The 26133-nt window shown below is 64.8% G+C and carries 28 protein-coding genes; 21 read left to right on the top strand and 7 right to left on the bottom strand.

The features are described 5' to 3' along the window. Window positions 1–24: 24 nt before the first annotated feature. The 5 genes from DFR48_RS17885 (at window position 25) to DFR48_RS17905 (ending at window position 2825) form a co-directional block, all read left to right on the top strand. The gene (locus DFR48_RS17885; protein WP_114364584.1) at window positions 25–291 is read left to right on the top strand and encodes a BufA1 family periplasmic bufferin-type metallophore; all 267 of its coding nucleotides are present in this window, start codon (window positions 25–27) and stop codon (window positions 289–291) included. A gap of 46 nt (window positions 292–337) precedes the next feature. Then, the gene (locus tag DFR48_RS17890) at window positions 338–622 is read left to right on the top strand and encodes a BufA1 family periplasmic bufferin-type metallophore (protein ID WP_114364585.1); all 285 of its coding nucleotides are present in this window, start codon (window positions 338–340) and stop codon (window positions 620–622) included. A gap of 82 nt (window positions 623–704) precedes the next feature. Then, window positions 705–1559: an MNIO family bufferin maturase gene (gene bufB, locus DFR48_RS17895; RefSeq protein ID WP_114364586.1), complete on the top strand. Its 855-nt coding sequence runs from the start codon at window positions 705–707 to the stop codon at window positions 1557–1559. A 7-nt stretch (window positions 1560–1566) separates the two neighbouring features. Beyond that, a complete protein-coding gene (locus tag DFR48_RS17900; RefSeq protein WP_114364587.1) occupies window positions 1567–2331 on the top strand; it encodes an HvfC/BufC N-terminal domain-containing protein in 765 nt (254 codons plus the stop codon). Beyond that, on the top strand, window positions 2328–2825 hold the full coding sequence (locus DFR48_RS17905) for a DoxX family protein (protein ID WP_114364588.1): 498 nt from the start codon (window positions 2328–2330) through the stop codon (window positions 2823–2825). The genes DFR48_RS17900 and DFR48_RS17905 overlap by 4 nt, the downstream gene beginning before the upstream one ends. Before the next feature lie 31 nt (window positions 2826–2856). Here DFR48_RS17905 and DFR48_RS17910 read toward each other — a convergent pair whose 3' ends face one another. The 5 genes from DFR48_RS17910 to DFR48_RS17930 form a co-directional block, all read right to left on the bottom strand. Next, entirely contained in the window at window positions 2857–3681 is an 825-nt protein-coding gene (locus DFR48_RS17910) for a DUF2182 domain-containing protein (RefSeq protein WP_245415651.1), read from the bottom strand. Continuing rightward, window positions 3678–4313 carry a DUF1326 domain-containing protein gene (locus DFR48_RS17915; RefSeq protein ID WP_114364589.1) on the bottom strand — a complete coding sequence of 212 codons (636 nt, stop codon included), beginning with the start codon at window positions 4311–4313 and terminating at the stop codon, window positions 3678–3680. Before DFR48_RS17915 ends, DFR48_RS17910 begins: the two co-directional genes overlap by 4 nt. Before the next feature lie 351 nt (window positions 4314–4664). Continuing rightward, window positions 4665–4961, bottom strand: a complete 297-nt coding sequence (locus DFR48_RS17920) for a DUF982 domain-containing protein (protein ID WP_114364590.1) — start codon at window positions 4959–4961, stop codon at window positions 4665–4667. 102 nt (window positions 4962–5063) lie between these two features. Beyond that, entirely contained in the window at window positions 5064–5906 is an 843-nt protein-coding gene (locus tag DFR48_RS17925) for a PfkB family carbohydrate kinase (RefSeq protein WP_114364591.1), read from the bottom strand. Further along, window positions 5906–6922: a substrate-binding domain-containing protein gene (locus DFR48_RS17930; protein ID WP_114364592.1), complete on the bottom strand. Its 1017-nt coding sequence runs from the start codon at window positions 6920–6922 to the stop codon at window positions 5906–5908. The genes DFR48_RS17925 and DFR48_RS17930 overlap by 1 nt, the downstream gene beginning before the upstream one ends. A 361-nt stretch (window positions 6923–7283) precedes the next feature. Here DFR48_RS17930 and DFR48_RS17935 point away from each other — a divergent pair, with 361 nt between their 5' ends. From DFR48_RS17935 to DFR48_RS17960, 6 genes are all read left to right on the top strand, one after another. Beyond that, on the top strand, window positions 7284–8543 hold the full coding sequence (locus DFR48_RS17935; RefSeq protein WP_114364593.1) for an ABC transporter substrate-binding protein: 1260 nt from the start codon (window positions 7284–7286) through the stop codon (window positions 8541–8543). Between the two features lie 63 nt (window positions 8544–8606). After that, window positions 8607–9593 (top strand): carbohydrate ABC transporter permease, encoded by a 987-nt coding sequence (locus DFR48_RS17940; protein ID WP_114364594.1) that lies wholly within the window; start codon window positions 8607–8609, stop codon window positions 9591–9593. Further along, entirely contained in the window at window positions 9593–10420 is an 828-nt protein-coding gene (locus tag DFR48_RS17945) for a carbohydrate ABC transporter permease (RefSeq protein ID WP_210206011.1), read from the top strand. Before DFR48_RS17940 ends, DFR48_RS17945 begins: the two co-directional genes overlap by 1 nt. Before the next feature lie 11 nt (window positions 10421–10431). Next, window positions 10432–11457, top strand: coding sequence for an ABC transporter ATP-binding protein (locus DFR48_RS17950; RefSeq protein ID WP_114364596.1), 1026 nt, complete (start codon window positions 10432–10434; stop codon window positions 11455–11457). A gap of 59 nt (window positions 11458–11516) precedes the next feature. Then, window positions 11517–12302 (top strand): ThuA domain-containing protein, encoded by a 786-nt coding sequence (locus DFR48_RS17955; protein ID WP_114364597.1) that lies wholly within the window; start codon window positions 11517–11519, stop codon window positions 12300–12302. Beyond that, the gene (locus DFR48_RS17960) at window positions 12302–13354 is read left to right on the top strand and encodes a Gfo/Idh/MocA family protein (protein WP_114364598.1); all 1053 of its coding nucleotides are present in this window, start codon (window positions 12302–12304) and stop codon (window positions 13352–13354) included. Before DFR48_RS17955 ends, DFR48_RS17960 begins: the two co-directional genes overlap by 1 nt. A 119-nt stretch (window positions 13355–13473) precedes the next feature. Here the strand turns inward: DFR48_RS17960 and DFR48_RS17965 are convergent, their stop codons facing one another. Next, the gene (locus DFR48_RS17965) at window positions 13474–14442 is read right to left on the bottom strand and encodes a LysR family transcriptional regulator (protein ID WP_170141922.1); all 969 of its coding nucleotides are present in this window, start codon (window positions 14440–14442) and stop codon (window positions 13474–13476) included. Between the two features lie 127 nt (window positions 14443–14569). On the opposite strand from DFR48_RS17965, the gene DFR48_RS17970 reads away from it, so the two are divergent. From DFR48_RS17970 to DFR48_RS18020, 10 genes are all read left to right on the top strand, one after another. After that, a complete protein-coding gene (locus DFR48_RS17970; protein WP_210206012.1) occupies window positions 14570–15820 on the top strand; it encodes a beta/alpha barrel domain-containing protein in 1251 nt (416 codons plus the stop codon). Between the two features lie 72 nt (window positions 15821–15892). Then, window positions 15893–16846, top strand: coding sequence for an AEC family transporter (locus DFR48_RS17980; protein ID WP_114364700.1), 954 nt, complete (start codon window positions 15893–15895; stop codon window positions 16844–16846). Between the two features lie 193 nt (window positions 16847–17039). Continuing rightward, window positions 17040–18353, top strand: a complete 1314-nt coding sequence (locus DFR48_RS17985) for an ABC transporter substrate-binding protein (protein ID WP_114364600.1) — start codon at window positions 17040–17042, stop codon at window positions 18351–18353. A 158-nt stretch (window positions 18354–18511) separates the two neighbouring features. Next, window positions 18512–19384: a carbohydrate ABC transporter permease gene (locus DFR48_RS17990; protein WP_114364601.1), complete on the top strand. Its 873-nt coding sequence runs from the start codon at window positions 18512–18514 to the stop codon at window positions 19382–19384. Window positions 19385–19394: 10 nt separating this feature from the next. Further along, the gene (locus DFR48_RS17995) at window positions 19395–20219 is read left to right on the top strand and encodes a carbohydrate ABC transporter permease (RefSeq protein ID WP_114364602.1); all 825 of its coding nucleotides are present in this window, start codon (window positions 19395–19397) and stop codon (window positions 20217–20219) included. 12 nt (window positions 20220–20231) lie between these two features. Further along, on the top strand, window positions 20232–21230 hold the full coding sequence (locus DFR48_RS18000) for an ABC transporter ATP-binding protein (RefSeq protein ID WP_114364603.1): 999 nt from the start codon (window positions 20232–20234) through the stop codon (window positions 21228–21230). Continuing rightward, the gene (locus tag DFR48_RS18005; protein ID WP_114364604.1) at window positions 21227–22003 is read left to right on the top strand and encodes an L-iditol 2-dehydrogenase; all 777 of its coding nucleotides are present in this window, start codon (window positions 21227–21229) and stop codon (window positions 22001–22003) included. Before DFR48_RS18000 ends, DFR48_RS18005 begins: the two co-directional genes overlap by 4 nt. A gap of 35 nt (window positions 22004–22038) precedes the next feature. Next, entirely contained in the window at window positions 22039–23520 is a 1482-nt protein-coding gene (locus DFR48_RS18010) for a mannitol dehydrogenase family protein (protein ID WP_114364605.1), read from the top strand. Window positions 23521–23541: 21 nt separating this feature from the next. Then, window positions 23542–24216, top strand: coding sequence for an HAD family hydrolase (locus DFR48_RS18015; RefSeq protein ID WP_425359269.1), 675 nt, complete (start codon window positions 23542–23544; stop codon window positions 24214–24216). 18 nt (window positions 24217–24234) lie between these two features. Continuing rightward, the gene (locus tag DFR48_RS18020) at window positions 24235–25815 is read left to right on the top strand and encodes an FGGY-family carbohydrate kinase (RefSeq protein WP_114364607.1); all 1581 of its coding nucleotides are present in this window, start codon (window positions 24235–24237) and stop codon (window positions 25813–25815) included. A gap of 34 nt (window positions 25816–25849) precedes the next feature. Here DFR48_RS18020 and DFR48_RS18025 read toward each other — a convergent pair whose 3' ends face one another. Next, the gene (locus DFR48_RS18025) at window positions 25850–26041 is read right to left on the bottom strand and encodes a hypothetical protein (RefSeq protein WP_114364608.1); all 192 of its coding nucleotides are present in this window, start codon (window positions 26039–26041) and stop codon (window positions 25850–25852) included. Between the last annotated feature and the right edge of the window lie 92 nt (window positions 26042–26133).

Here is a 26133-nt window from a genome sequence, read left to right on the forward strand (position 1 = left end):
AGCACCCTCAAAGGAGACAGATCCATGAACAAGTCTATCGTAACACTTGCACTGACCGGCGCGATTGCCTCCGCCATCGCATCGATCGCCGTACCGGCCTCCGCCGCCGAAACCAAGGAGAAGTGCTACGGCGTTGCGCTCAAGGGCCAGAACGACTGCGCCGCCGGCAAGCACGACTGCGCCGGCCATCAGACGATCGACTACGACAAGGCATCCTTCAAGCTCGTGCCGGCCGGCACCTGCACGACGATCAAGACGCCCGCCGGCATGGGTTCCGTCACCCCGGCCTGATGAACGTCCCGACGTCTCCAACAATCTACGACAAGGAAGTCCCGATATGAATCTGCTTACCCCCACGCTTCTTGCAGCCTCCGTCGCCGCCGCCATTGCTGCCGCGTCCGCTGCACCGGCCGCGGCCGCCGCCGACGCGAAGGAGAAATGCTACGGCGTCGCCCTCAAGGGCCAGAACGACTGCGCCGCCGGCCCCGGCACCACCTGTGCCGGAACATCCAAGGTCGACTACCAGCAGAATGCCTGGAAGCTGGTGCCTGCCGGAACCTGCGAGACGATCAACACGCCCGGTGGTCACGGCACACTGACCCAGGGCCCTGCACCCGTCTGAGCCGAGCCTCCCTGTCCCTCGCCGTCATGCACGAAGGCACCGGCGAGGGACGGGTACCGTCGCTACAAAAGGAGACCGACCGATGCGAGCCTCACGACTACCGCCCCGCCCCGGCGTCGGCTTCAAGCCGGAGCACTTTCACGACATCGACGCCGCCCGGCAGCCTCTGGGCTTCTTCGAGGTCCATGCCGAGAACTACATGGGCGCCGGCGGGCCGCCGCATGCCCGCCTCGGCAAGCTCAGGGCCGATTACGCCCTGTCGATCCACGGCGTGGGCCTGTCGATCGGTGCAACGCAGCCGCTCGACCGCGATCACCTCGCACGGCTCACGACGCTCTGCGACCGCTACGAACCGGAGAGTTTCTCCGAACATCTCGCCTGGTCGAGCCACGGCGAGAATTTCTACAACGATCTCCTTCCCCTCCCCTACACGGACGCGACGCTCGCGACCGTCGCCGAACACGTCTCGCAGGTACAGGAAGCACTCGGGCGCCAGATGCTGCTCGAAAACCCGGCGACCTATCTTCTGTTCGAGGAGAGCACGATCGAGGAGACGGCGTTCCTCGCCGAAGTGGTCCGCCGCACGGGTTGCGGTCTCCTGCTCGACATCAACAACGTCTTCGTCGCCGCAACCAACCACAATCTCGATGCGCGGGACTACCTCGACCGATTTCCGCTCGCCCATGTGCGCGAGATTCATCTGAGCGGCCATTCCGCGACCGTCGACGACCATGGCGCCCCGCTGTTGATCGACAGCCACGACACGCCGGTCCATGACCCGGTCTGGGCCCTCTACGCGCGGACGATCGCCCGCACCGGACCCGTCGCGACCCTCATCGAATGGGACAACGACGTGCCGGACTGGGCAACCCTGCGCGCCGAAGCGGAAGCGGCGGGGTGCATCCTCGATCACGCCGCGCTCGCCAGAGCGTCGTGAGGTTGCCATGAGGTCACAAGCCATCTTCTCGGCCGCGCTGGTCTCGACCGATCCCTCCGCTCCCGACGGGCTGACGGCCTGGAACGGCGCGCCGGACCGCCGCTTCGGCGTCTACCGCAACAATGTCATGGTCGGATTGACCGCGGCCCTGCAGGGCCGGTTCCCGGTCGTGGAGAAGCTTGTCGGCGCGGATTTCTTCGCCGCCATGGCGCGCGCGTTCATCGCCGCTCATCCACCCCTGAGCCCGCTTCTGCTCGCCTACGGCGACGACTTGCCGGCCTTCATCGAAGATTTCGAACCGGCGGCATCGCTGCCCTATCTCGCCGATGTCGCGCGGCTGGAGATCGCCCGCTCCCGCGCCTATCACGCGGCGGATGCCGAGCCTCTCGATCCGGCCACACTGGCAGCAGTCCCGCCGGAAAGGCTGGTGTCACTGCGTTTCCGCCCTCACCCGTCGCTCGCGATCCTGCGCTCGTCCCATCCGGTCGTCACCATCTGGACGATGAACGTGGGAGAGGCCGAACCCGCGCCGATCACCGTCTGGCGTGGCGAGGATGCTGTCGTCGTCCGGCCGGAAATGCTCGTCGAAGTACGGCGATTGCCGCCCGGCGGCGCCGTCTTCCTGCAGAGCCTTGCCGACGGCGCCCCGCTCGGCGAAGCGGCGGTCCGGGCTCTGGAAGCAAGCGCTGATTTCGATCTTCCTGCCAATCTCGCCGGCCTCTTCGAAGCCGGTCTTTTCACGGCCATAGAGGCCCCGGAGGAATTGCCATGACATTCGTCGCATCTGCCGTCGCGCTCCATGCGCGGGCGGTCTCTCTCGCCGAGATGATCCCCCACTCCTTCCTTGCCCTCCTCGCCAGGGTCTCGATCGCTGCGGTCTTCTGGCAATCGGGCCAGACCAAGGTCGACGGCTGGATGGTCACCGACAGCGCCGTCTACCTCTTCGAGAACGAATACCGGCTGCCGCTGATCGACCCCTGGCTCGCCGCCCATCTTGCAGCGGCGGCGGAGCATTTCTTTCCCCTGCTCTTGGTCGTCGGCTTCCTCAGTCGTCTGTCGGCACTCGCGCTTCTCGCGATGACGACGGTCATCCAGATCTTCGTCTATCCCGGCGCCTGGCCGACGCATGGAACATGGGCGGTCTGCCTGCTGGTGATCGTCATCCGCGGCCCGGGCGTCGTTTCGCTGGACCACTTGCTCGGGCGATGGTGGCACGGAAGTGCCGTGCCGCCGGCGATGGCAGGCAATCGGCCTCACATGCGCTGAGAGCCAGGGACACGAGAAATGGATCGCCAGCTCACATGACGAGCAGGCGCAGACCTGCCGCCAGCAGGCCGATCCCCGCCACCCGCGAGAGCAGCCGCCCCGCCGGCATGAGCTTCTCCGCGAGGGCGAAGACGGCGAGCGCCGCGATCCACACGAGATTCATCACGCCGCCGACGAAGAGGAGAGCCATCAGCGCCCAGCAGCAGCCGAGGCAATAGACCCCGTGCGTGGCGCCCATCTTGAAGGCTCCGGTCGCGCCGCGGCGAAATCCGCCGAAACGCTGAATGAACAGCAGGGGCGACTGGCATTGCGACAGGCAGGCGTGCTTCAGCGGCAGCCACTGGTAAAGCCCGGCTGCGACCAGGATCACGCCGCCCAGAACGTTGTTCGTGCTCGCCATGTCCGGACTGAGCAGAGCCAGCCGTTCGAGCGCCCATTGGGCCGTCGTTGCCGCGAGAGCAAACCCGCTCCACACCGCCAGGTATCCGGTCACGAACCAGCCGGCTGCGGCAAAGGGCTTGGCAGACGCGGCGGCCATCCTGCCCGTGCGTGCGTAGATGAGGATCATCGGCGCCGCCGACGGCGTCATCATGCCGATCATCATCACCGTCCACATGGCGAACATCAAAGCGAAATCGCCGGCCGTCCACGCCTGCTGCGCGGGCGCCATCGCCATCTCGAAGCCGTTCGAGATCATGCGATAGCCCATCATGTCCATGCCGCCCATGGTCATGCCCGCGGCAAGCCGCAGGATATAGGCCCATGCGAGCACGGTAAGGGCGGCGATGGACGTCGCGATGATCAGTCCATCGCGCCGCAGCACGGCCTCGAGCGGCGTATCCGTCGTCGTGTTCAATGAACGACACCGCTTTCGGTCATGTTCAACCGCGAGAAGTGCGCGTGCGAGTCATTCAGCGAAAGCGCCACAGGTCCCTTTGTCTCGCCCCAGCCTCGCCCGACCTCGCACACATCGTACTCGAAGCCCTGCGGCAGGTTGATCCGCGCACGATGCGCGTCACCGGTGACAGGGTTGCGGATCGGTTCTCCGCGCGCCTCGACCCAGCCCGGAACGGCCACTCTCGCGGTGCGACCGTCGACGTCGATCTCGAAATCGATCTTCGCGAAAACAGGTTCGTGGACCTTTTCAAAAGTCGCCGAAAAGACCTGGAAAAAGGTGGCGCCGGGCTCGGTGTCCAGACCGCTCATGATGCGCAAAAGCGCTTCTCGCTGCTCGGGCGATGCGCGCTCGTCGACGATGGGCACGACCTGCCCCCTTCCCTCGTGAATGGCGCCGGGCCACGAGGCAATGATGCCGATCCTCAGTCCGCCGAGCTTCGTATTCCCGTGATATCCCTCTTCGATATCGACAAAGCCGACAGCGTCACAGCCGCCTTTGGTGGGACGAGAATTGAACTGGCACGGACACCCGTAATCACAGTTGCAGTGGATGAATTCGCGGCCTTTGATGGCCCATTTTGTCTCGGTCATTGTCGCCTCCCTTTCTTGATTTACATGTTCTGGCGGACCGCTCCCCTGCCGGTATGGTGTATGGCGTTGAACTGGCCATAGGTGTCCTTGAGATCCAATGGGATCGGATCGGACGCTGGTTCGTCGATCGTGCTCGACGGGACGCGCAACACGCTCCCACGCCGGTTGGCAGGTTTTTGCAGCAAACGAGAAGTCTACACCTTTCGCGGTGGTCGCAGAAGTCACCCGAAAGCATTAGCTAATATATGCTGCAATTGACTTCATGCTGCTGGCAAGCCGCCGTACCTGCTCCTGATCAGTGTGCGCACAATCCTGACTGCATCCACCCTCCCGCACCGGAAGCGTCGAACGTCACCAGTGATGCGGTGCTGCGACCGTGCCGCACCGCCGCTCGGGCTTGCCGGGAACCAGCATTCCGGCCTCACGGGCCGCGGTCATGAAGGAACAGCGCGCGAGGCCCGCCAGTTGCTCCGTTTCGAGCGATTGGCCGCACCAGAGCACGGCGCGGCGATAGGCAACGCCATGCCGTGTCGGCCATTCGGATTCGAGGAAGTCGAGAGCGTCGTAGGGGTGACGGAAGCTTCGTTTCAGCCCGCATTGCATTCTGATTTCGACGGGCTTCGTCCAGTAGAGATCGTAGATGCTCATCTTGTCCTCCGGTTCGCGAGGACTGTCGTGGAGGCAAAGACGAGTCGTCGCTTTGACCGCGATCAAACGCAAGCGCTCCGGCAAAAGACGTCGGGTGGCCCGTCAGGACTCGAAGGCCGGCATTTCGGGCATTTTGACACGCTCTGCGTCACGCCGCCGCAACCAGTCGGCAGTCGCGCGGCCCGCCTCGGACGCCGCCTGCCCTATCGTGTGGCCCAGCAGCAGATAGTGCAGGAGCGCGCCGCTGAAGCTGTCGCCGGCGCCGATGGTATCGGCCGTCGTCACCGCGTCGGTCAGGCGGACTTCGGTCGTCTGCCGCCCGTCGTGAATGGTGATGCTGTTCGGGCCGTCGGTCAGCAGCAGATTGTTCAGCCGTTCGCCGGCAATTCCCCGCGCCCGCTCCCAGATCGCGTCGAGGCGCTCGCCCGGGAAGTCCGCGATCGAGCCGACCATGACGTCCGCAGGACGCGGCGTCACTGAGCGCAGCGGAAACTGCGACACGACGAGCGGCGCCTGCCTAAGCGCGGTGATCAGGGTGTCCGGCAATTGCGTCCCGTTGACGTAGAAGGCATCCCCCGGGAGCGGTTCGGAGAGCTCGACGGTCCGCGCCGCCTTGTGGACGCTTCCGAGGATCGTGCGCTCGCCCGCCGGATCGAGGAGGATTTCGGCGAACTCGGTCCTGCCTTCCGTCAACGTCACGTGATCGGTGACGAAGCCGAGTGCCGCGAGCTCCCGCAGCGCATCGAGGCCGTGCGCGTCACGCGCAAGCGAGGCGACCAGCGTCACCCGGTGCCCGAACTCGATCAGCCGCCGTCCGGTATAATAGCCGCCGCCCCCGAGGCGCAGGCTGCGGTCGCTGAAGGAAATCCGCCCGCCGGGGCGCAACGGCTCAGTGATCCGCCAGATGTGGTCGTGGTTCACGTTGCCGACGACGACGATGTCCATCAGGCGTTCCTCGGTCTTGTCGATTCCCGCAGGATGAGCTCGACCGGCCAGAGTTCGTGGATGTCGGTCGCCTCCCGCCCGCCGAGCATCTGAAGCAGGAGATCGGCGACCCGCGTGCCCGCCGCCCGGATCGATGAGCGGGTGGTCGAGAGCGACGGCGCCATGTTGTCGGCGGTGAGATAGGGAAAGACGTCGTCGTGGGCGATGACGGAGATGTCCTCGCCGACCCTCAGGTTCAGCGAGCGTGCGGCACGATAGACGCCGAGCGCCGTCATCATCGAGCCGGCGACGAAGGCGGTCGGGCGCGGCGTCTGCTCGAGCGCGGAGCGGGCGAAGCGGAAGCCGACTTCGTCGGTGAAGATGCCGTGCGACACGAGCTTGGGATCGAAGGCGATCCCCCGCGCCTCGAGCGCCTTTCGGTAGCCGGCGTCACGGTGGATCGTGAAGGTAAGGCCCTCGCGACCGTTGATCATGGCGATCCGCCGGTGCCCGAGGTCGAGCAGGTGCTCGGTCGCCCGGCGCACGGCCCCCTCGTTGTCGATGTCGAGCCAGGCGTGCGGCACGGTCGTTTCCGACCGGCCATGCACGATGAAGGGCATCTGCATCTTGTGCAGCAGGGCGATGCGCTCGTCCTTTGGCCGCGGCGCGTGGACGATCACCGCGTCGACACGCCGGCTTTCCGCCAGCCGCCGGAAGACCTGCAGCTCGCTCTGCAGGTCCTGTTCGGCCATCGGCGTCACCAGGATGTCGATATCCTCGTCGCTCAGCCGTTCCGCGATCCCGCTCATGAATTCGGTGAACTGGTATTCGCCTGTCTTGCTCATGACGACGCCGATCGCGCCAACCCTGCCCGTGGCAAGCCTGACGGCGTTGATGTTGGGGCGGTAGCCGAGCCGGGCCGCCTCCTCGACGACGCGGGCGCGGGTTTCCTCGTTCACCTCCGGATAGCCGCCGAGCGCCCGGCTGACGGTGGTCGGCGAAAGCCCTATGTGTTCGGCAAATTCCTTGAGCTTCATTCCGCGGCGGGTTCCTCCGGAGATATCGGGTCGGCGCCGCTCGCATCGGCGTCCGTGAAAGGGCTTATCCCACGCTCCCGCGGCCCCATGCAAGATGGCGGCAGCAAGGAATCGAAAGCGGTTACAAAAACCCATACAAATAGAAGGGGATGGACTTTTGCATCGCATCGCCCATGGACGACGCCATACTTCTCTGAGCGAGTAAATCCGCCTAAAATCAATTGTTTGACACTCCGATGCAGCAACAGCGCTTCCCTCATTTGACTCCAGTCATGTTTTTTGCCACAGTCGCGAGACCAAAGCGCTTTCAATTTTGCTGAGATACAGCCTTGGCATCTGGTTTTTCTGGGAGGAGAAACGCATGAAGAAGCTGTTGAGTGCCGCCGTGGTTGCAGCCATGGCGCTATGCGGTGCCGCGCAGGCCGCCGACGTCACGGTTGCGGCCCATTCCACCGGCAAGAATCTCGATTTCCTGCAGAAGCTCTTCGGGGAGTTCGAGCAGCAGACCGGCCACAAGGTCACGCTGGTGACCATGCCGCCCTCGAGTTCGGAACAGTTCGCGCAGTTCCGCCTGTGGCTCGCCGCCGGCAACTCCGACGTCGACGTCTACCAGACCGACGTCGTCTGGGCGCCACAGCTCGCTGACCAGTTCATCGACCTCAAGCCGGCGGCGAGCGACATTGTCGACCAGTTCTTCCCGTCGATCATCGCCTCGCAGACCGTCGATGGCCGGCTCGTCGCCATGCCGATGTTTACCGACGCGCCGGCGCTCTACTACCGCAAGGACCTTCTGGAGAAATACGGGAAGGCCGTTCCGAAGACCTGGGAGGAACTCGCCGCCACCGCGAAGGAAATCCAGGACAAGGAACGCGCGGCGGGCCGGAAGGACATGTGGGGCTTCGTCTTCCAGGCGAATGCCTATGAAGGCCTCACCTGCGATGCGCTCGAATGGATCAAGTCCTCCGGCGGCGGCCAGATCGTCGAGCCGGACGGCACGATTTCCGTCAACAACGAGAGGGCGGCGGCCGCACTCGAACAGGCGAAATCGTGGATCGGCACCATTTCGCCGCCCGGCGTCCTCTCCTACCAGGAGGAGGAGGCCCGTGGCGTCTGGCAGACCGGCAATGCGGTCTTCATGCGCAACTGGCCCTACGCCTACGCCCTCGGCAACGGCGACGACAGCGCGGTGAAGGGCAAGTTCGACGTTGCCCCGCTGCCGGTGGCAGCCGTCGGTGACAAGCCCTCCTCCACCCTCGGCGGCTGGAACCTCGCCGTCTCGAAATATTCCCACGAACAGGAGGCGGCGATTGCGCTCGTCAAGTTCCTGACCTCGGCGGAGGTGCAGAAGCGCCGCGCGGTCGAGAATTCGTTTCTTCCGACCTTGAAGGCCCTTTACGACGACCCGGACATCGCGGCGGCCCAGCCCTTCATGCCGAACTGGAAGCCGATCTTCCAGGATGCCGTGCCGCGGCCGTCGGCGGCCACCAAGATGAAGTACAACGAAGTCTCCTCGCGGTTCTGGAGCGCGGTCCACAACACGTTGTCGGGATCGGGCTCGGCGGCCGAAAATCTCGAATTGCTCGAGGTCGAACTGACGGAACTGAAGGGCAGTTCCTGGTGATCCGCGGGCTGGGCGGCCGTCCCCGCCGCCCAGCCTGACTTTGGCTGTTCCCGAGGATCGCTCATGACCAATCTCACGCTCGACCGCCCCGCGCTGCATCGACCCGCCAGGGCTGCCGCCGGTTCCGATCTCAGCGCCCAGCGCATCCGTTCCGCATGGACCTTTCTTGCGCCGACGCTTCTGGTGCTTGCCCTCGTCGCTGGCTGGCCGCTGATCCGGACCATTTCCTTCAGCTTCACCAATGCCACCCTGACCAATCTCGGCGCGGCGGAATTCGTCGGCTTCGACAATTACCTGAGCTGGACCACCCTGAAGAGCGGTCGCACCATCTATCGCGGACTGCTCGTCGATCCCGCATGGTGGGGCGCGGTCTGGAACACGTTGCGCTTCACGCTGATCTCCGTCACCGTCGAAACGATGCTCGGCCTCGTCGTCGCCCTCGTCCTCAACGCGCGCTTTCCCGGACGCGGGATCGTCCGCGCGGCCATCCTCATTCCCTGGGCCATCCCGACGATCGTCTCGGCGAAGATGTGGGCCTGGATGCTCAACGACCAGTTCGGCATTCTCAACGAGATCTTCCTGAGCCTCGGCCTGATCAGCCAGAAGATCGCCTGGACCGCCGATCCGCAGACGGCCATGGTCGCCGTGCTGATCGTCGACGTCTGGAAGACGACGCCGTTCATGGCGCTCCTCATTCTCGCCGGCCTGCAGATGGTGCCGCAGGACATCTACGAGGCCGCGAAGATCGACGGCGTTCATCCGGTCAAGGTGTTCTGGCGCATCACGCTACCGCTCATCCGCCCCGCGCTGATGGTCGCCGTCATCTTCCGCATGCTCGACGCGATGCGGATCTTCGACCTCATCTACGTGCTGACGCCGAACAACGCCCGCACCAAGACCATGTCGGTCATGGCGCGCGAGAACCTCTTCGAGTTCGACAAGTTCGCCTACGGCGCGGCCGCCTCGACCATGCTCTTCCTGATCATCGCGACGATCACCGTGCTCTACATCCGTTTCGGTCGCGTCAATCTGTCGGGAGGTGAACGCTGATGCCCACCATCGTCCGGCAATCCGCCTTCTATGCCCTCGTCGCGATCATCGTCGTGGTCTCGGTCTTTCCGTTCTACTATGCCGTCATCACCAGCCTCAAACCCGGCAGTTCCCTCTTCGACGTCAGCTACTGGCCGCGATCCATCACGTTGTCCAACTATGTCGCCGTGCTGTCGCGCGGCAGCTTCCTGCGCAATCTCGGCAATTCGCTGCTGCTCTCGACACTGGTGGTGATGATCTCGCTGCTGCTCGCCATCACCGCGGCCTACGCGCTTGCGAGGGTGCGGTTCCGTGGGCGCGGCCTGCTTCTGCTGACCATCCTCGGCGTTTCGATGTTCCCGCAGATCGCCGTACTCGCCGGTCTCTTCGAGCTCGTCCGCTGGTTCGGGGTGTTCAACACGCCGATCGCGCTCATCTTCTCCTACATGATCTTCACCCTGCCCTTCACGGTCTGGGTGCTCACCACCTTCATGCGGGAACTGCCGATCGAGATCGAGGAGGCTGCGATCGTCGACGGCGCCTCGTCATGGGTGATCGTCACGCAGGTCTTCATGCCGCTGATGTGGCCGGCCCTTGTTACCACCGGCCTTCTCGCCTTCATCGCGGCCTGGAACGAATTCCTGTTCGCTTTGACCTTCACCTCGTCCGACAGCCAGCGCACCGTCCCGGTCGCCATCGCGATGCTGTCGGGCGACAGCCAGTTCGAAATTCCCTGGGGCAGCATCATGGCCGCCTCGGTCATCGTCACCCTGCCGCTGGTCGTTCTCGTGCTGATCTTCCAGCGGCGGATCATATCCGGCCTCACCGCCGGCGGCGTCAAGGGATAGGAGGAGAACCCATGGCCCACATCCAGCTTGCCGATGTCCGCAAGTCCTTCGGCGCGCTCGAAGTCATCAAAGGTGTCGACCTGGAGGTCCGCTCCGGCGAATTCATGGTCTTCGTCGGCCCCTCTGGCTGCGGCAAGTCCACCCTGCTGCGCCTGATCGCCGGGCTCGAGGATATCAGCTCGGGCACACTCGCCTTCGACGGCGAGGAGATGAACCGCCTGCCGCCGGCCAGACGCGGCATCGCCATGGTCTTCCAGTCCTACGCGCTCTATCCGCACATGACCGTGTTCGACAACATGGCATTCGGCATGAAGCTCGCCGGCCAGGACAAGGCCGAGCGGGACCGGAGGGTGCGCGACGCCGCCGAGATGCTGCAGCTGACGCCCTATCTCGAGCGGCTGCCACGCCAGCTTTCCGGCGGTCAGCGCCAGCGAGTGGCGATCGGCCGGGCGATCGTGCGCGATCCCCGCGTCTTCCTGTTCGACGAGCCGCTCTCCAATCTCGATGCGGCGTTGCGGGTCGCAACCCGCCTCGAAATCGCCAAGCTCCATCGTAGTATGCACGGCACGACGATGATCTACGTCACCCACGACCAGGTGGAAGCGATGACGCTCGCCGACCGCATCTGCGTGCTGCGCGACGGCGTGGTCGAACAGATCGGCACGCCGCTCGAACTCTACGAGAGACCGAATTCGCTCTTCGTCGCCGGCTTCATCGGCTCGCCGAAGATGAACTTCCTTTCGGGGCCTCTTTCGGAGGACTTCGGCGTCCACACGATCGGCATCCGCGCGGAGCACCTGTCCCTCGGCGAAGAGGGCCGCTGGCGGGGATCGGTCGTCCATTCGGAGATGCTCGGTTCCGACAGCTATGTCTATGTCGACATTGGCGCCGCCGAGCCGCTGGTCGTGCGGCAGGAGGGCACCCTCACCCCGAAACCGGGCGAGACCGTCGCGGTATCGCCGCAGGAGACCGAGTTGCACCGGTTCGACAGCAACGGTCGCGCCCTTCACCGCAACCTCATGAAGGGTGCCGCCTGAACGGCAGATAGAGCAATGCGGGGCGCCGTGGCGGTGTTCCGGGAACAAGGAGAAGTCACGTGACGATCAGGACAGTTGTCTGGGGAGAGAATATCCATGAGCGCGTCAACGAGGTGGTGCGCTCGATCTACCCGGACGGAATGCATACGACCATTGCCGCGGCGCTGAACGCGGACGACGCGATCACCGCGTCCACGGCGACCCTGCAGGAACCAGAGCACGGGCTGACCGAGGCGCGGCTTGAGGAAACGGACGTGCTCGTCTGGTGGGGGCACAAGGATCACGGCGCGGTGGAGGACGAAGTGGTCGAGCGCGTTGCCAGGCGCGTATGGGAAGGCATGGGGCTCATCGTCCTGCATTCCGGACACTTTTCCAAGCCGTTCAAGCGGCTGATGGGCACGCCCTGCGCCCTGAAATGGCGCGAAGCAGGCGAGCGCGAGCGCATCTGGACGGTCAATCCGGGCCATCCGATCGCCGCCGGCGTCCCGGAAAACTTCGTGCTGGAGAACGAGGAGATGTACGGCGAGTTCTTCTCCGTGCCGGAGCCGCTGGAAACGGTCTTCATCTCGTGGTTCGCCGGCGGCGAGGTCTTCCGTTCGGGTCTCACCTGGCGGCGCGGTGCCGGCAACATCTTCTACTTCCGGCCCGGTCACGAAACCTACCCCACCTATCACGACGCGACGGTGCAGAAGGTGATTCAAAACGCCGTCCGCTGGGCCTACAATCCGCAGCCGGCGTTCGCCGGTATCCACGAGGCGCCGAACGTGCCGGTCGACAAGGCGCTCGAACCGATCACCGAACGCGGCCCGAAGCTCCACAAGGCCGACGAGGAAGGATACCGCTGATGGCGCCCGTTCGTCTCCTCGTCCTCGGAACCGGCGGCATGGCCAATACCCACGCCATGAACTTCGCGACGATCCCGGATGTCCAGCTCGTCGCCGCGGTCGACGTCGATCTCGCGAAGGCGCGTGCCTTCGCCGCCCGCCACGACATCCCGAACACCTTCACCTCGCTGGAGGAAGCCCTTGCCTGGGGCGAGTTCGATGCCGTGACCAACGTCACGCCGGATCGCGCCCACTATCCGACGACGCTTCCCCTGATTGCCGCCGGCAAGCACGTGATGTGCGAAAAGCCGCTCGCCGAGACCTACGGCAAGGCCGACGAGATGGCGACGGCCGCCGAACGCGCCAGCCTCGTCAACGTCGTGAACCTCACCTACCGCAACGTCGCGCAGGTGCAGAAGGCACGCCAGATGGTGCTCGCCGGCGAGATCGGCAAGGTGCGCCACATCGAGGCCTCCTATCTCCAGAGCTGGCTCGTCTCCAAGGCCTGGGGCGACTGGTCGACGGAGAGCCAGTGGCTCTGGCGTCTCTCGACGAAGCACGGCTCCAACGGCGTGCTCGGCGATGTCGGCATCCACATCCTCGATTTCGCCGGTTACGGTGCAGCGACCGATATCGACCACATCTTCGCGCGGCTGAAGACCTTCGAGAAGGCGCCCGGCAACAGGATCGGCGAATACGATCTCGACGCCAATGACAGCTTCACGATGACGGCCGAGTTCACCAATGGTGCGATGGGCGTGATCCACGCAAGCCGCTGGGCGACGGGCCACCTCAACGAATTGAGGCTGCGCATTCACGGCGACAAGGGCGCGCTCGAGGTCATCCACCGGCCGGATCGTTCGGTTCTGCGGGCCTGCCTGCAGGAGGATGTCGAACTCGCGGTGTGGAAGGAGATCGCGGTCGATCCGGTCGCCACCAACTACCAGAAGTTCATCGCGGCGATCCAGGAGGGGCGCGGTCAGGAGCCGAATTTCCGCCACGCCGCCAACCTGCAGAAGATCCTCGATCTCGCCATGGTGACCGAGCTCGAACGGCGCGAACTGACCGTCTGAAGCATCCCTTCTCCCAAGGTTACGGCACGCCCCCTGCCGCGGACCTTCGGGGCGAGACCCCGCGGCTCTCTCCTGCCGCGGGGTCTTTTCGTCTGTGCCGCGGAGGCAGTCGGCGCCGGCTACGGCGCGAGGCTCTGCCCGCCCGGAGCCGGACGGCCGATGAACTGTGAAACCGAAGGCGGGAAACCGGAGACGGTGGAGGCTGCGCCTTCCGGCACGTGATGCTCGATCGCCCGCGCGAAGGCCTTCAAGGCCGCGTTCGACCGGCCGGCGGTCTGGCGAAGCACGATCTCGACCATGCCGAGTTCGGCCAGTTCCACCTCGCCGAGCCTCTGCAGCCGCAGAAGCCCTCCCCCCTCGACCTGGCTCTCCGCGAGTGCGGTGATGCCGAAGCCGGCCCGGACGGCGGCGAGCACATTCGCATAGCTCTGGCCTTCGTAGACCACCTGCGAGCGGATGCCCTCGTCCTCGAGGCTCTCCAAAAGGTGGCGGCGGTAGGCGCATCCCTCGTGGAAGACGACGAGCGGCAGGAGCTGTTCCGGGTCGGGGCGGAACCCGGGACCGGCGGCCCAGACCAGCGCCTCCCGCCGCAGAACGCCCGCGGACGGAACGGCGTCGGCCTGGACGAGCTGCTTGATGAGCGCGATGTCGACCTCACCGTTTTCGAGACGCCGTTCCAGCCGGGCGGAGAAGTCCGAGATCGCGCGGACGTCGCAGTCGGGATGGCTCGCCTTGAACCGGCTGACGAGCTCGTTCAGCCAGCCGACGTCGATATCATCCATGATGCCGACCCGGATGCTGCCGGAGACGGAGGGGCGTTGCAGGTTCGTCCAGGCGTCGTCCACGGTGGCAAGGATCTTCAGCGCGAAGGGCAGAAGCCGCTGGCCGGCGTCGGTCAGCCCTTCGACATGGCCACGCGAACGCTTGAGCAGGCGCTCGCCGAGCGCGTCCTCCATGCTCCTGATCTGCCGCGTGAGCGCCGTCTGCGTGCGCATCCGCGATCGTGCGGCATTCGTGAAGCTTTGGTGTTCGGCCACCGCGACGAAAGCCCTTATCTGTTCGAGCGTCAGCCTGCGCAAATCGATCATCGTAATGCCTCTTTCGCATATTGGCGCAGCATAATTCATTTTCGTCATGCTGCAATGCGCAATACCCTTCATGCGGGAGGATGGTTTCGATCGCACCACCGAACGTTACATAGCCAAGGAGCCCATCATGGGAATGACATTTCCGGCTGGCCACAAGCCGCGTTTCTCGAACTTCAGCATTGACGGCGTGCTCGACGAGACCCTGCGCGAAGGGGCTGAACGCTGCATGTTCTCCATCCCGACCATCGACAAGCTGCCGTTGATCCGCAGCATCATGAAGTCCGGCGTGCGGGATCTGGTCTTCGGGAGCGGTCCCGACGATCCGGACGATCTCGCCGCCGTCTTGGCAAGGCTCGAAGGAGAGCATACGATAGACGGGCAGAAGTTCTCCTTCATCCTGCTGCTCAACTGCTTCGAACCGCTGATGGTGCAGTTCGAGCGGTTTCCCGAGGCGCTGCGCCGGCACGTCACCATCAGCTTCGGCATGATCACCCATGACAGCGAGCACGACCTGTTCGAGAAAACGGTCGACCGGTTCCGCCGCCTCGGCTTCGACAGCCTCCGCGTCTCCCTCCTCAACAATTTCGGCGGCGAGATCGGCGAAGCGGCATACGCCAACATCACGCGGCAGATCGACCGGTCGCGGGCACTGGGGATCGAGACCGTTCGGATCAACGATTCCCTCGGGACGATCTATCCCGAGGCGATGGCGGTGCTCGCGGCGAACCTGCGCCACGACTACCCGGAAACCAATTTCTGCCTGCATGCCCACAACGACCGCGGTTTCGGCCTCCAGAACGCGCTCGCCTCGATCTACCACGGCTTCAACCTGATCGAGGGCGGGTTCGCCGAGTTCGGTAACCGGTCCGGCCTGCCGGCCATCGAGCTTCTGTGCAAGATCTTCGCCGAGAAGAACATCCACATCACCGGCGGCGACCTGAACGACGAGACCGTTTCGGAAACGGCGCGGCTCGCCGAGGAGACTTTCCTTCTGGTGCCGAGCCTCTTCCGTCCGGCGAGCGGCCATATCGTCGACTGCGAAAACATGGGGGTCACCAATATTCCCGACTATCTCGGCGCGAGCAGCGCGTCGCGCTACTTCCTGAACCGCATCGGCCTGCACATGCCGACGCTCGAGCGGCTCTTCCATGACCTCGGCGTCAACGACCAGGGCAGCATTTCGGAGATGGCCACCGGTTTCCGCGACCATCTCGAAGGGCTGATGCACGAGGTCACCGTGAGGAAGGCCTTCGAGTACCGCGCGCTGCGCCGGATGGTCGAGACCTTCTATGACGACGACGTGCTGTTCTCCGACCGGGTCTACACCATGGCCCGACAGTTCCTCGACGGCCGCGGCGCCCGGCCGGTCGCCGCCTGACCGCCCGCTTCATCCGGCCGTCGCGTTATCGCGGCGGCCGGTTTCCGACGAACCAAAAAAGGCATGAGTTGCATGATTGAGATCGTCATCCCGGTCTTCCTCGTCATCCTGGTCGGCTATCTCTTCGGTCGCCGGAACCAGTTCAGCGCGGAAGCCGAAAAGCTGATCAACGAGTACGTCCTCTACATCGCCCTTCCGGCGCTGCTCTTCCTCGCGGTCGCGCGTGCCGATCCGAACGACCTCGCGCAGTGGCGCTTCGTGCTCGCCACCCTCGCTGGCATCGCCGCGGCCTATGTCGCCGGCAACGTGCTTGCCTGGACGCGCGGTGTCCGCTCGCCGCAATCCTCGCTCGTCGGCATGGCGTCGTGCTACGGAACGACCGGCTACATGGGCATTCCGATCCTCGTCGCCGCCTTCGGCCCGCAGGCGGCGGTGCCGGCGGCGATTGCCACCATCCTCCACAACATCCCGGCGATCATGACCGTCATCGTCACCCACGACATCGCCGGCCGGACGAATGTCGGACTGCTCTCCAGCCTGAAGCGTGCCCTGACGACGACGCTCAAGAATCCGCTCACGCTGGCGGTGCTCGCGGGCGCGGCCTTTGCGCTCCTGCGCATTCCCCTGCCGGGTGTCGCCGTGTCGTTCACCCAGTTCCTCGCGAATGCCGCCGGGTCGACCGCGCTTTTCGCCCTCGGTCTCGGGCTCGCCCGCATCCCGATCTCCAGGAAGGCGCTTTCCGCCAAGTTCGGATGGGTCGGCCCGACCGCCCTGATCAAGATCGTCCTGCAGCCGGTTGTCACGCTGGCGGTCCTGCTTGCACTGGTCGGAACCGGCGTCGACATCTGGTTTGCGACCGCGGTCGTCATGGCGGCCCAGCCGATCGGCGCGGGCGCCTATGTGTTCGCCAGCCGCTACGGCTATTTCGGTGAGGAGACCTCCGTCGCGATCATCCTTTCGCTGCTGGTAACGGTGCTGACGCTGACCGTCATCCTGCAGATCTTCGGGACTCAACTCGGCACCTGACCCACGCCGGGCAGGTGAGGAGCCTCTTTTCCGGGCACCCTCCACCCATGCCTGCAGGGAAAAATCCTCATGTCCCGGCAACGGGTTGACCGATCCGTGCGGCACTGCAGCATGGAATCTGCATTGACATTTCTCGTCACCAAAGTGAGTATTTGCCCATCAACAGCGCAAATGCTCATTTTGGGAGGAAGACATGACATTGAAGACCTTGTTGCTGGGCGCCTGCTCGGCCCTTGCTCTCGCCGGGATCGCCTCGGCCGAGACGCTGACGATCGCGACCGTGAACAACGGCGACATGATCCGCATGCAGGGGCTGACGGACGACTTCACCAGCAAGAACCCCGACATTAAGGTCGAGTGGGTCACGCTCGAGGAAAACGTGCTGCGCGAGCGCGTGACGACCGACATCGCTACCAAGGGCGGCCAGTACGACATCATGACCATCGGCACCTACGAGGTTCCGATCTGGGCCAAGCAGGGCTGGCTGCTGCCGCTCGACAATCTCGGCGCCGACTATGACGTCAACGACCTGCTGCCGGCGATCCGCTCGGGTCTCACCGGCGACGACGGCAAGCTCTATGCTGCACCCTTCTACGGCGAAAGCTCGATGGTCATGTACCGCAAGGATCTGATGGAGAAGGCCGGGCTCACTATGCCGGACGCCCCGACCTGGGACTTCGTGGCCGATGCGGCGCGCAAGATGACCTACCGTGAGAACGGCATCAACGGCATCTGCCTGCGCGGCAAGGCCGGCTGGGGCGAGAACATGGCTTTCCTGACGGCGACCGCCAACGCCTTCGGCGCCCGCTGGTTCGACGAAAACTGGAAGCCGCAGTTCGACCAGCCGGAATGGAAGAACACGCTCGACTTCTACGTCAAGCTGATGAACGACGCCGGCCCGCAGGGCGCCTCCTCGAACGGCTTCAACGAGAACCTCGCCCTCTTCCAGCAGGGCAAGTGCGGCATGTGGATCGACGCCACGGTGGCTGCGTCCTTCGTCACCAATCCGAAGGATTCGACCGTCGCCGACAAGGTCGGCTTCGCCCTCGCCCCGGATACCGGTCTCGGCAAGCGCGGCAACTGGCTTTGGGCCTGGAACCTCGCGATCCCGGCAGGCTCGCAGAAGGCGGAAGCCGCGGAAAAGTTCATCGCCTGGGCGACCGGCAAGGGCTATCTCGATCTCGTCGCTTCCAAGGAAGGCTGGGCGAACGTTCCTCCCGGCACCCGCACCTCGCTCTACGAGAACCCGGAATACCAGAAGGCGGCGCCCTTCGCGAAGATGACGCTCGACTCCATCAACGCGGCCGACCCGAAGAACCCGAGCGTCAAGCCGGTGCCCTATGTCGGCGTCCAGTTCGTGGCGATCCCCGAGTTCCAGAGCCTCGGCACCTCGGTCGGCCAGCTCTTCTCGGCAGCACTCGCCGGCCAGATGTCGGTGGATGATGCGCTTGCCCAGGCGCAGAGCCTCACCGAGCGCGAAATGACCCGCGCCGGTTACATCAAGTAATTCGACCTCCCGAAAGCAACGCCGCCCGGATTGCGGTCCGGGCGGCGCGGACATCGGCACCGTTCTCCCCCGCTCGCGGGGGAGAACAGCCCGATCGAGGATCAACGAACCGACGGACAGGGCCTGCCCTCTCCCTCGGAATTCAGGGTGGCTGCGCCATGGCAACGGAAAACACACGAGGATTGGCGCGCATGATGATGGCGCCGTCAGTCGGGCTCCTGCTGATCTGGATGATCGTGCCGCTGGCGATGACGCTCTGGTTCTCGTTCCAGAACTACAATCTCCTGAACCCGGCCAATGTCAGCTTCGCGGGTCTCTTCAACTACCGCTATTTCTATACCGACCCGGCCTTCTTCCAGTCACTCTGGAACACGCTTCTGATCGTCGGCGGTGTGCTCCTCGTCACCGTCATCGGCGGGATCGCGGTGGCGCTTCTGCTCGACCAGCCGATCTTCGGCCAGGGACTGGTGCGGATCATGGTCATTTCGCCGTTCTTCGTGATGCCGCCAGTCGCCGCCCTCGTCTGGAAGAACATGATCATGCATCCGGGCTACGGCGTGCTCGCCGACATCAACCGGGCGCTCGGGCTCACGCCGGTCGACTGGTTCGCGCAGTATCCGCTGGTGTCGATCGTCATCATCGTCGCCTGGCAGTGGCTGCCCTTCGCCACCCTCATCCTGCTCACCGCGCTCCAGTCGATGGATACCGAGCAGAAGGAGGCCGCCGAAATGGACGGCGCAAATGCGCTGAACCAGTTCATCTATCTGACGCTGCCGCATCTCGCCCGCGCGATCACCGTGGTCATCCTGATCCAGACGATCTTCCTGCTCGGGGTTTACGCGGAAATCCTGGTCACGACGAACGGCGGTCCGGGCTACGCTTCCACCAATCTCGCCTTCCTGATCTACCGCACCGCGCTCCTCGGCTACGACGTCGGCGGCGCCTCGGCCGGGGGCATCATCGCCGTCGTACTCGCCAACGTCGTCGCCTTCTTCCTGATGCGCGCCGTCGGCAAGAATCTCGACCGCTGAGGAGACGACCATGGCACGCAGTATCACCACTCGCCGCAAGATCGCCGTCACTGCCCTCGCCTGGGTCGTCGCGCTGCTGATCTTCTTTCCGATCCTCTACACGATCATCACCAGCCTGAAGACCGAGACCGAGGCGATCCAGGGTTTCGACCTCGTGCCCTCCTTCACGCTCGAAAGCTACGTGACGGTCCAGACCCAGCGCGACTACCTGAAGCCCTTCATGAACTCGGTCGTGCTCTCGGTCGGCTCGACGCTGCTTGCCCTTCTCGTCGGCATTCCCGCCGCCTGGGCGATGGCCTTCTCGCCGACGAAACGGACGAAGGACATCCTGATGTGGATGCTCTCCACCAAGATGATGCCGGCCGTCGCAGTCCTCGTCCCGATCTATCTCCTCTTCCGGGATTTCGGTCTGCTCGACACCCGCATCGGTCTCACGATCATGCTGATGCTGATCAACCTGCCGATCGTCGTCTGGATGCTCTACACCTATTTCCGGGAAATCCCCGGCGAGATCCTCGAGGCGGCCCGCATGGACGGGGCGACGCTCTTCGGCGAGATCGTCTACGTGCTGACGCCGATGGCGGTTCCCGGCATCGCCTCGACGCTGCTCCTCAACATCATTCTCGCCTGGAACGAGTCCTTCTGGACCATCCGGCTGACCACCACCAACGCCGCGCCGCTCACCGCCTTCATCGCCTCCTTCTCGAGCCCGCAAGGCCTGTTCTGGGCCAAGCTCTCGGCCGCGTCGACGCTCGCCATCGCGCCGATCGTCATTCTCGGCTGGTTCAGTCAAAGGCAACTGGTACGCGGGCTGACCTTCGGCGCCGTCAAGTAAGGAACGACCATCATGGGAAGCATCAGACTGGAACAGCTCTCCAAATCCTTCGGCGAGCACGCGGTCATCCCCTCGATCGATCTCGAAATCAACGACGGCGAGTTCGTCGTCTTCGTGGGCCCCTCGGGCTGCGGCAAGTCCACGCTGCTGCGGCTGATCGCCGGGCTCGAGGATGCGAGCGGCGGCAGGATCATCATCGACGGCAAGGACGAGACGGCGACAGCGCCGGCACGGCGCGGGCTCGCCATGGTCTTCCAGTCCTACGCCCTCTACCCGCATATGAGCGTGCGCTCCAATATCGGCTTCCCGCTGAAGATGGCGAACGTCGACAAGGCCGAAATCGACCGCAAGGTCGAGGAAGCCGCCCGCATCCTCAACCTCGGGGACTACCTCGACCGCAAGCCCCGCGCCCTTTCCGGCGGCCAGCGCCAGCGTGTCGCGATCGGCCGTGCGATCGTCCGTTCGCCGCGCTGCTTCCTTTTCGACGAGCCGCTCTCCAACCTCGATGCCGCGCTGCGTGTCGCCATGCGCCTCGAAATCACCGAACTCCACCACAAGCTTGGCGCCACCTCGATCTACGTCACCCACGACCAGGTCGAGGCGATGACCATGGCCGACAAGATCGTCGTGCTCAACAAGGGCCGCATCGAACAGGTCGGCTCTCCGCTCGACCTCTATCGCCGGCCTGCCAATATCTTCGTCGCCGGCTTCATCGGCTCTCCGAAGATGAACCTGATCTCCGGCCGGACGGCGACCGACGAAGGCGCACATACGGTCGGCATCCGCCCGGAGCACCTCACCCTTTCGACCGAGACAGGTCGCTGGAAGGGCAAGGTCACGGTGGCCGAGCATCTCGGCTCCGACACTTTCCTGCACGTCGACGTTCCGGGCATCGGCACGCTCACCACCCGCACCGGCGGCGACGTGCCAGTCCGACATGGCGACGAGGTCTTCGTCACCCCCGAGCCCGGCCATCTCCACAAGTTCGATGCGAAGGGACTTGCCCTATGACGGGACGACTTCAAGGCAAGTCGGCCCTGATCACCGGCTCGGCCCGCGGCATCGGCCGTGCCTTCGCAGAGGCCTATGTCCGCGAAGGGGCAACGGTCGCAATCGCCGACATCGACCTCGATCGTGCGACACGCACCGCCGAAGAGATCGGCCCTGCCGCCTATGCCGTCCGCCTCGATGTGACCGACCAGGCCTCCATCGATGCCGCGGTGAAGGCCGTCGAGGATCGCGCCGGCGGACTCGACATTCTCGTCAACAACGCCGCCCTTTTCGACCTTGCGCCGATCGTCGAGATCAGCCGCGAAAGCTTCGACCGACTCTTATCGATCAACGTCGCCGGCACGCTCTTCATGCTGCAGGCGGCGGCGAAGTCGATGATCGCCAGAGGAAAGGGCGGCAAGATCATCAACATGGCAAGCCAGGCGGGCCGCCGTGGCGAGGCGCTCGTCGCCGTCTACTGTGCCACCAAGGCCGCGGTCATCTCGCTGACGCAGTCGGCCGGGCTCGACCTCATCAAGCACGGCATCAACGTCAACGCGATCGCCCCCGGCGTCGTCGACGGCGAGCACTGGGACGGCGTCGACGCCCTCTTTGCGAAATACGAGAACCGCTCGCGGGGCGAGAAGAAGAAGCTGGTCGGAGAGGCCGTCCCCTTCGGGCGGATGGGGAGGGCCGAAGACCTGACCGGCATGGCGGTCTTCCTCGCCACTCCCGAGGCCGACTACATCGTCGCCCAGACCTACAATGTCGACGGCGGCAACTGGATGAGCTGAACGCTTGGCCGGCACGTCAATTCGAGGACTTCCCCATGACCTTCAAACTCTCGCTCGCCAACCTGTCCGCCATTTCAGCGAGGGCCTCCGTTCCCGCCTATGACAGGGCGAGCCTGAAGGCCGGCATCGTGCATTTCGGCGTGGGCAACTTCCACCGTGCCCACATGGCCGTCTACCTTCACGAGCTCTTCAATCGCGGGCGCGATCTCGACTGGGCGATCATCGGCGCCGGCGTAATGCCGTCGGACCGGAAGATGCGGGATACGTTGAAGGCGCAGGATTTCCTGACCACCGTCGTTGAACAGGATGTCGCCCGCTCCGCCGCGACCGTCACCGGCCCGATGGTGGACATCATCACGGCGCCCGATTTCGACCGGATCGTCGCGACGCTGGCCGACCCGGCAATCCGCATCGTCTCCATGACGATCACCGAGGGCGGCTACTTCATCGACCCGGCGACCGGCAAGTTCGACCCCACCCATCCGGCGATCACCGCCGATGCGGCCGATCCCGACCATCCGAAGACCGTGTTCGGCCTCATCATCGCGGGGCTGAAAGCCCGCCGCGCCGCGGGTCTTCCGCCGTTCACCGTCATGTGCTGCGACAACATCCCCGGCAATGGCGAGGTGACGGAGGCGACCGTCTGCGGACTCGCCAGGCTCTCCGACGCCGACTTTGCCCACTGGATCCATCAAAACGTCGCCTTCCCGAATGCGATGGTCGACCGGATCACGCCGGCGACCGGCGAACGGGAGATTGCGATCGCCCGCGACACCTACGGCATCGAGGACGGCTGGCCGGTCTTCTGCGAGGAGTTCAAGCAGTGGGTGCTGGAGGACAGGTTCCCGCTCGGCCGCCCGGCGCTCGAAGAGGTGGGCGTCACCTTCGTGCCGGACGTCGCGCCCTACGAGCTGATGAAGCTTCGCATCCTGAACGGCGGACACGCGGCGATCGCCTACCCGGCGGCGCTGATGGATATCCACTACGTCCACGAGGCGATGGAGAACCCGCTGATCCGCGGCTTCCTCGCCAAGCTCGAAAACGAGGAGATCATCCCCGTCGTACCACCGGTTCCGGGCACCAGCCTTGCCGACTACTACGCGCTGATCGAGCGTCGCTTCGCCAATCCGAAGATCGGCGACACGATCCCGCGGCTCGCCCAGGACGGATCGAACCGCCAGCCGAAATTCATCCTTCCCTCGACCGCCGACCGCCTGGCCAAGGGGCTCGACGTCGTCGGCCTCGCCCTCGTCTCGGCCCTCTGGTGTCGGTATTTCGAAGGTGTTTCAGACAGTGGCAAGGCGATCATCTTCAACGACGTCAATGCCGACCGGCTCCAGGCGGCCGCGCTCGCCGCCCGGCAGGATCCGAAGGCCTTCCTCGCCCTCGGCGACATCTTCGGCGACGTCGGGACAAATCCGCGTTTCGTCCTGCGCTTCACCGGAGCGCTCGCGAGCCTGCGGGAAGATGGAACGGCGGCAACCCTGCAGAAATATCTCGACGATAAGCTCGCCTGAACGGAAGAGGGAGATCCGATGATGGAGGCGAAGAGGCTCGTCATCTTCGATTGCGACGGCGTCCTCGTCGACAGCGAGCCGATTTCGATCGAGGTGCTCGTCGCCTCCTTCGCACGCGCCGGCGTGCTGATCGACGAGGCCGGCGCCTATCGCCGGTTTCTCGGGCGGAGCCTCTCCACCGTCATTGCCGCCGCCCGTCAGGAGTTCGGCCTCGACATGGACGAGGCCTTCCTCGAACGGCTGCGCCAGGACCTCTTTGCCCGTTTCAGGGCGGATCTTCGCCCGATCCCCGGCATCGCAGAAACGTTAGAGGCGCTGGAGGCCCATGGCATCGGCTGGTGCGTCGCCTCGTCGAGCCACATGGAACGCATCCGCCTGTCGCTCACGGTCACCGGGCTCCTCGACCGCTTCGCCCCGAACATCTTCAGCGCGGCGATGGTCGCCCGTGGCAAGCCCGCGCCCGACCTCTTCCTCTATGCCGCCGGACAGATGGGGCGCCGACCGTCCGACTGCATCGTGATCGAGGACAGCCCGGCGGGCATCGAGGCTGCCAAGGCGGCCGGCATGACGGTCTTCGCCTTCACCGGCGGCTCGCACGCGCATTTCGCGTCCCATCGGGGGGCACTCGAAGCACTGGCACCCGACGCCACGTTTGACGCCATGGCCGATTTGATCCACCTTGTCGCAAAAGAATAGGGACGGAAACAGGCCAGAATGCGCGATCACGTGATTGCGGTCGATGTGGGGACCGCCAGCGCGCGGGCCGGCGTCTTCGATGCGGCGGGAAACCTGCTGGCGCGGCGCGAATGCCCGATCCTGCTCCGCCGGCCGGGTGCCGAGCGTGGGGAACACGATTCCGAAGACATCTGGCAGGCGAGCTGCAAGGCGGTAGCCGGGGCGCTCGCCGCCTCCGGCATAACGGCCGGGCAGGTTGCGTCGGTCGGCTTCGACGCCACCTGTTCGTTGGTGCTGCGCGCGGAAAACGGTTCGAAGATCGCGCTGGCCGAGGAAGACGGCATCGTTTTTGATACCATGTCCTGGCTCGATCACCGTGCCTCGGCGGAGGCGGAAGAATGCACCCGCACCAGCCATCCGGCGCTTGCCCATTGCGGCGAGGTCATGTCGCCGGAAATGCAGGTGCCGAAGCTCATGTGGCTGAAACGGCAGAGGCCGGATCTCTGGGCGAGCGCCGGGCTCTTCTTCGACCTCGCGGACTTCCTCACCTGGCGCGCGACCGGCTCCCCTGCCCGCTCGCTATGTACGCTGACGGCCAAATGGAACTATCTCGCCCACGAGGGAAAGGGTTGGAAGCCGGACTTTTTCTCGGCGATCGGCCTTGATGATCTCGTCGCCCGCGGAGGGTTGCCGGAGCAAGGCGTTGCCGTCGGCCGCCCGGTCGGCGTGCTGTCGCCCTGGGCGGCGGCTGAAATGGGTCTCGATCCCGGCATCGCGGTCGCCGCCGGCATGGTGGACGCCTATGCCGGCGCCTTGGGTGTCCTCGGCCCGGTGGCAGCTGATCCCGGCGATCTGTCGCGGCAGGCCGCGCTGATTGCCGGCACGTCGAGCTGCCTCGTCGCCTTTGCACCCGAGCCACGGTTCGGGCGTAGCATTTGGGGGCCTTTCTTCGAGGCGATCTTTCCGGGCCAGTGGCTGGTCGAGGCGGGGCAATCGGCGACGGGCGGGCTCCTCGGCCATCTGTTGCTCGCCCATGCCGAGGGCGGCGGTGCGACGACGGCCGCCCACCAGCGGGTGATCGCGCGCATCATGGAGATGCGCGCGGAAGAAGGTGCGCGCTTCGGCGAGCGGATCAACATTCTTCCCGACTTTCACGGAAACCGGTCGCCGTTTGCGGACGACCGGCTGACGGGCACGATCGCCGGATTGACCCTCGATGCCTCGTTCGACGGTTTGTGCCGGATCTACTGGCGGGCATGCGTGTCGATCGCGCTCGGCCTGCGCCAGATCCTGGAGACGCTGGAAACGAGCGGCTTCAGGCCGGAACGGCTGCACCTGACCGGCGGGCATGTCAGGAATCCGCTTCTCGTCGAACTTTATGCCGATGTCACTCGGCTCGAGATCGCCGTTACCCGCGGCGAGGACGCCGTCCTTCTCGGCACGGCGATGAATGCCGCGACCGCCGCCGGCCTTTTTTCCACGCTGGCGGAAGCGGGTGTGGCCATGGCGCGGCCCGTCACTGTCATACGTCCCAATCCGGCGACGAGATCGCTTTATGATCGCGACTTCGCCCGCTTCCTGGCAATGCAAAGGCACCGCGCCGAACTCGACGCGCTCTGAGAAGCACCCTCCGCAGGCGCGAGACGCTCCGGGCTCACCGGTATTTCGGCGGGCGAGCCACGGCGTTCATCGTCAGCTCCTGGTGGGTCGCGAACTGGCCGAGCGCCTTCACAAGCTTGCGGGCTTCGGCCTTGTCGATGCCGTTGCGCCGGCAATATTCGGAGACGTCATAGACTGGCTTCTTGCCGGGTACGCGTACCTGGCGATTGTCGACGTGATAGGCCATTTTCTCCTCCCGCAATACCGAACAGACGGCGCTCACAATTTCGAAATCTGAACGTATTTTAGCGTACCCTGAAATTCAGAACGGTACAATCG

Origin of the sequence: Ciceribacter lividus (assembly GCF_003337715.1) — a bacterium.
GTDB classification, from domain to species: domain Bacteria; phylum Pseudomonadota; class Alphaproteobacteria; order Rhizobiales; family Rhizobiaceae; genus Allorhizobium; species Allorhizobium lividum.

Excerpts from the sequence above, each read along its gene's own strand:
- DFR48_RS17905 (WP_114364588.1), top strand. The coding sequence starts at position 2,328 with ATGACATTCGTCGCATCTGCCGTCGCGCTCCATGCGCGGGCGGTCTCT.
- DFR48_RS17940 (WP_114364594.1), top strand. The coding sequence starts at position 8,607 with ATGACCAATCTCACGCTCGACCGCCCCGCGCTGCATCGACCCGCCAGG.
- DFR48_RS17990 (WP_114364601.1), top strand. The coding sequence starts at position 18,512 with ATGGCAACGGAAAACACACGAGGATTGGCGCGCATGATGATGGCGCCG.
- DFR48_RS17885 (WP_114364584.1), top strand. The coding sequence starts at position 25 with ATGAACAAGTCTATCGTAACACTTGCACTGACCGGCGCGATTGCCTCC.
- bufB (WP_114364586.1), top strand. The coding sequence starts at position 705 with ATGCGAGCCTCACGACTACCGCCCCGCCCCGGCGTCGGCTTCAAGCCG.
- DFR48_RS18005 (WP_114364604.1), top strand. The coding sequence starts at position 21,227 with ATGACGGGACGACTTCAAGGCAAGTCGGCCCTGATCACCGGCTCGGCC.
- DFR48_RS17945 (WP_210206011.1), top strand. The coding sequence starts at position 9,593 with ATGCCCACCATCGTCCGGCAATCCGCCTTCTATGCCCTCGTCGCGATC.
- DFR48_RS17965 (WP_170141922.1), bottom strand. The coding sequence starts at position 14,442 with ATGATCGATTTGCGCAGGCTGACGCTCGAACAGATAAGGGCTTTCGTC.
- DFR48_RS17920 (WP_114364590.1), bottom strand. The coding sequence starts at position 4,961 with ATGAGCATCTACGATCTCTACTGGACGAAGCCCGTCGAAATCAGAATG.
- DFR48_RS17950 (WP_114364596.1), top strand. The coding sequence starts at position 10,432 with ATGGCCCACATCCAGCTTGCCGATGTCCGCAAGTCCTTCGGCGCGCTC.
- DFR48_RS17925 (WP_114364591.1), bottom strand. The coding sequence starts at position 5,906 with ATGGACATCGTCGTCGTCGGCAACGTGAACCACGACCACATCTGGCGG.
- DFR48_RS17980 (WP_114364700.1), top strand. The coding sequence starts at position 15,893 with ATGATTGAGATCGTCATCCCGGTCTTCCTCGTCATCCTGGTCGGCTAT.
- DFR48_RS18015 (WP_425359269.1), top strand. The coding sequence starts at position 23,542 with ATGGAGGCGAAGAGGCTCGTCATCTTCGATTGCGACGGCGTCCTCGTC.
- DFR48_RS17900 (WP_114364587.1), top strand. The coding sequence starts at position 1,567 with ATGAGGTCACAAGCCATCTTCTCGGCCGCGCTGGTCTCGACCGATCCC.
- DFR48_RS17995 (WP_114364602.1), top strand. The coding sequence starts at position 19,395 with ATGGCACGCAGTATCACCACTCGCCGCAAGATCGCCGTCACTGCCCTC.
- DFR48_RS17985 (WP_114364600.1), top strand. The coding sequence starts at position 17,040 with ATGACATTGAAGACCTTGTTGCTGGGCGCCTGCTCGGCCCTTGCTCTC.
- DFR48_RS18020 (WP_114364607.1), top strand. The coding sequence starts at position 24,235 with ATGCGCGATCACGTGATTGCGGTCGATGTGGGGACCGCCAGCGCGCGG.
- DFR48_RS17960 (WP_114364598.1), top strand. The coding sequence starts at position 12,302 with ATGGCGCCCGTTCGTCTCCTCGTCCTCGGAACCGGCGGCATGGCCAAT.
- DFR48_RS17915 (WP_114364589.1), bottom strand. The coding sequence starts at position 4,313 with ATGACCGAGACAAAATGGGCCATCAAAGGCCGCGAATTCATCCACTGC.
- DFR48_RS18000 (WP_114364603.1), top strand. The coding sequence starts at position 20,232 with ATGGGAAGCATCAGACTGGAACAGCTCTCCAAATCCTTCGGCGAGCAC.
- DFR48_RS17930 (WP_114364592.1), bottom strand. The coding sequence starts at position 6,922 with ATGAAGCTCAAGGAATTTGCCGAACACATAGGGCTTTCGCCGACCACC.
- DFR48_RS17970 (WP_210206012.1), top strand. The coding sequence starts at position 14,570 with ATGGGAATGACATTTCCGGCTGGCCACAAGCCGCGTTTCTCGAACTTC.
- DFR48_RS17890 (WP_114364585.1), top strand. The coding sequence starts at position 338 with ATGAATCTGCTTACCCCCACGCTTCTTGCAGCCTCCGTCGCCGCCGCC.
- DFR48_RS18025 (WP_114364608.1), bottom strand. The coding sequence starts at position 26,041 with ATGGCCTATCACGTCGACAATCGCCAGGTACGCGTACCCGGCAAGAAG.
- DFR48_RS17935 (WP_114364593.1), top strand. The coding sequence starts at position 7,284 with ATGAAGAAGCTGTTGAGTGCCGCCGTGGTTGCAGCCATGGCGCTATGC.
- DFR48_RS18010 (WP_114364605.1), top strand. The coding sequence starts at position 22,039 with ATGACCTTCAAACTCTCGCTCGCCAACCTGTCCGCCATTTCAGCGAGG.